General features: G+C 38.5%; 3 protein-coding genes. 1 reads left to right on the forward strand and 2 read right to left on the reverse strand.

Annotated features, from left to right (window positions below; all coding sequences use genetic code 11):
- A partial coding sequence (gene pepV / locus RT405_RS11085) for a dipeptidase PepV (protein ID WP_313469697.1) occupies nucleotides 1-1,149 on the reverse strand: 1,149 nt, incomplete at its 3' end.
- Nucleotides 1,150-1,314: 165 nt separating this feature from the next.
- On the opposite strand from pepV, the gene RT405_RS11090 reads away from it, so the two are divergent.
- Entirely contained in the window at nucleotides 1,315-2,142 is an 828-nt protein-coding gene (locus tag RT405_RS11090; RefSeq protein WP_313469698.1) for an NAD(P)H-hydrate dehydratase, read from the forward strand.
- An 86-nt stretch (nucleotides 2,143-2,228) separates the two neighbouring features.
- Here RT405_RS11090 and RT405_RS11095 read toward each other — a convergent pair whose 3' ends face one another.
- Nucleotides 2,229-2,951, reverse strand: coding sequence for a pseudouridine synthase (locus RT405_RS11095; RefSeq protein WP_313469702.1), 723 nt, complete (start codon nucleotides 2,949-2,951; stop codon nucleotides 2,229-2,231).
- Nucleotides 2,952-3,001 lie beyond the last annotated feature (50 nt).

Consider the following 3,001-nt stretch of genomic DNA (forward strand, 5'->3'; position numbering starts at 1 on the left):
ATGCGGCAATTGTTCTTTTCCACGGCCTAGCGTAACGCCATAATGGGATAGCTTCTTATCTAATTCAATTTCGATGCTTTCCACGCTAACTCCTTTCGGGAAGCGGAAATTTAAAGCGATCATTCCACCATCTTGAGGGGTAAATGTGAAAACTCCCGGATTCATTGTTAAATCGCCCATTACCTCATCAACATGGTTCAAACCTAATTTTTCAGCTCTTGAATCATCATGGAAAAATTCAGCTGTCATTTCTAAAAAGGCTTTAGCATCTCCGCCAAATGAGTATCTATTTAGAAAGACTGCCAAGTATGTTGCTGCGTTGACTCCGCCGCGCGGTTCCATCGCATGAGCTGCTTTCCCATTAACTTCAATGGTTACTTGATTATCCTCAACAGAAACAGTACCTGTTACGGGTGCTGTTTCGATAAAGTCATAGAAATCTTTTTCAATTTTCTCTGCTTCTTCGCTTTTAAAAATAACTGTTGCGTCTTGAGGAACCATATTTTCACGTAAGCCAGCATCAAAACTGATTAACGTATTTTTGCCGCCTTCCGTTGTTCCTTGGGTGTTGATATATTCTGTTAAGATCCCTTTTTCTCCATTGATAATAGGAAATTCTGCATCGGGGGAAAAGCCGAAATCTGGTTTTTCTTCTACTTCAAAGTAACGGTCCATACACATCCAGCCGCTTTCTTCGTCTGTACCGATAATAAAACGAATCCGTTTAGAAACAGGTAAATCCAACTCTTTAATAATCTTTAATGCATAATAAGCAGCCATACCCGGTCCTTTGTCATCACTAGATCCACGGGCATAAATACGGCCATCTTTAATAACTGGATCAAAAGGGTCTGTTTCCCAGCCGGTGCCTACAGGTACAACGTCAACATGAGCTAAAACTCCAAGTGTTTCATCTCCATCGCCATATTCGATATGGCCGGCTAAACTATCAACATTCTTAGTTATAAAACCATCGCGTTCTCCTAATGCTAAAAAGGCTTCCAATGCTTTTTTAGGTCCAGGTCCGACAGGGGCATCATCAGTTGCTTGGCTATCATCACGAACACTATCTATTTTTAACAAAGAAATTAAATCTGCCAAGAAATCTTCTTTACGTGCTGCTACTTCTTTTTTCCAATCTATTGTCATATGCTCAACACTCCTATCCTTTTTTCAACACCTCTATCATATCACTTTTTCAGTTGCATACCAATATTCGTCTCCTATTTCCTAAATATTTGACCAATGTTTTAAAGATGTGTTTTTTCGCCTTTGCCTTTATAATTAACTTACTAACTCTTAAGGAGGGAAAAGATGAACAGACTAAATCAAGAAAAAATACAAGGTTTGATTCCAAAAAGGCAAACTGACAGTTACAAAGGAGATTATGGGAAAGTCCTTTTAGTTGGTGGAAATAAAAGAATGGGCGGCGCAGTGATCCTAATGGCACTCGCAGCTGTTCACAGTGGGGCTGGTCTAGTAACAGTTGCTACCGATAAAGGCAATCACGCGGCTTTGCATGCTCATTTACCGGAAGCAATGGTGGTCGACTGGAAAAACCAAAAACAACTTGAACAGCAAATAAAAGCCGCAACAGTTGTGGCGATTGGTCCCGGTATGGGCAATTCAACTGGTTCATTAAAAATATTGAAACTTCTATTGGCCCAAATTCAGCCGGAGCAACATATCGTTATCGATGGTTCTGCTATCACATTAATGGCAAAATATAATTTACCGACACCAAACGACAATACGATCTATACTCCACATTTAGGTGAATGGGAACGATTAAGCAATTTAAAACCGACTGAACAAAAGGAAGTCTTGAACGTTGAAGCACGCAATCAGCTAAATGCAACAGTTGTTTTAAAACAACACCAAACAGAAGTTTATTTCAAAGAAGATATTTGGAAAAACGAAGCTGGCAATCCAGCTATGGCCACTGGCGGGATGGGAGATACATTAGCGGGAATCATTGCTGGTTTAGTGGCTCAAATTCCTGATATAAAATCCGCTGTTTTAGCCGCTGTTTATCTTCATAGCTATATTGGCGATCAGTTAGCTGAAAAACAATATGTCGTCTTGCCAACCCACATTATCAATCAGTTGCCAACAATTCTTAAAGAATTTTCTGCTGATTAAAAAAATCAGACGATTTCTCCATTTTAAAAACGTAGGAAGTACCAAAATAAATTGGCAGCTCTCTACGTTTTTTTAACGCTGCCAATTTAGTTAATCACTTTTAAAAGAGCCAGCTCTGTTTCATTCAGTTCTCGGTAACTGCCTAAAGCTAGTGATTCATCTAACTTTAAAGGCCCCATCGTTACTCGTTTTAAATAAAGTACTTTTTTATTTACTGCTTTAAACATACGTTTAACTTGGTGAAATTTTCCTTCATGGATAGTTACTTGAATGGTTGAAATTTGTTTATCAGAGTCGATGTCAGTTAGCGTTAAATGAGCTGATCGGCAGATAAAACCATCATCTAAAATGATGCCATCTGCAAAAGCTTGAATGTCTGCTTCATCCACGATTCCTTCAATAACTGCTTCATAACATTTGTCTACCTCTTTTTTCGGAGACAATAAATTGTGTGCTAACTTGCCGTCATTAGTAATCAATAACAAACCTTCTGTATCTTTATCTAAACGACCTACTGGAAAGGGATGTAATAAACGGTCTTGCGGCGCAAGCAAATCAATCACCGTTTTATGCAGATTATCTTCTGTCGCGCTGATTACACCTTGTGGTTTATGCAGCATAAAATAACAAAAAGCTTGGAATTTTACCACTTCTCCAGAAACTGTTACCTGATCCTTTTCAGGGTTAATTTGGATTTTCCCATCTTTTACCAAACGATCATTAACCGTTATTTGTTTGCCTTTCAACAATTCTTTCGCTTCTTTTCTGGAACCGTATCCTGTATGCGCTAAAAATTTATCCAATCGCATCTTATTATCTCCCATCTTTATCATATTAAAAGAACTAGTCAGCAACTTTA

It is taken from the genome of Carnobacterium sp., from assembly GCF_032094055.1.
In the GTDB taxonomy this organism is placed as follows: domain Bacteria; phylum Bacillota; class Bacilli; order Lactobacillales; family Carnobacteriaceae; genus Carnobacterium_A.

Coding starts and splice junctions, on each gene's coding strand:
- RT405_RS11095 (WP_313469702.1), bottom strand. CDS start 2,951: ATGCGATTGGATAAATTTTTAGCGCATACAGGATACGGTTCCAGAAAA.
- RT405_RS11090 (WP_313469698.1), top strand. CDS start 1,315: ATGAACAGACTAAATCAAGAAAAAATACAAGGTTTGATTCCAAAAAGG.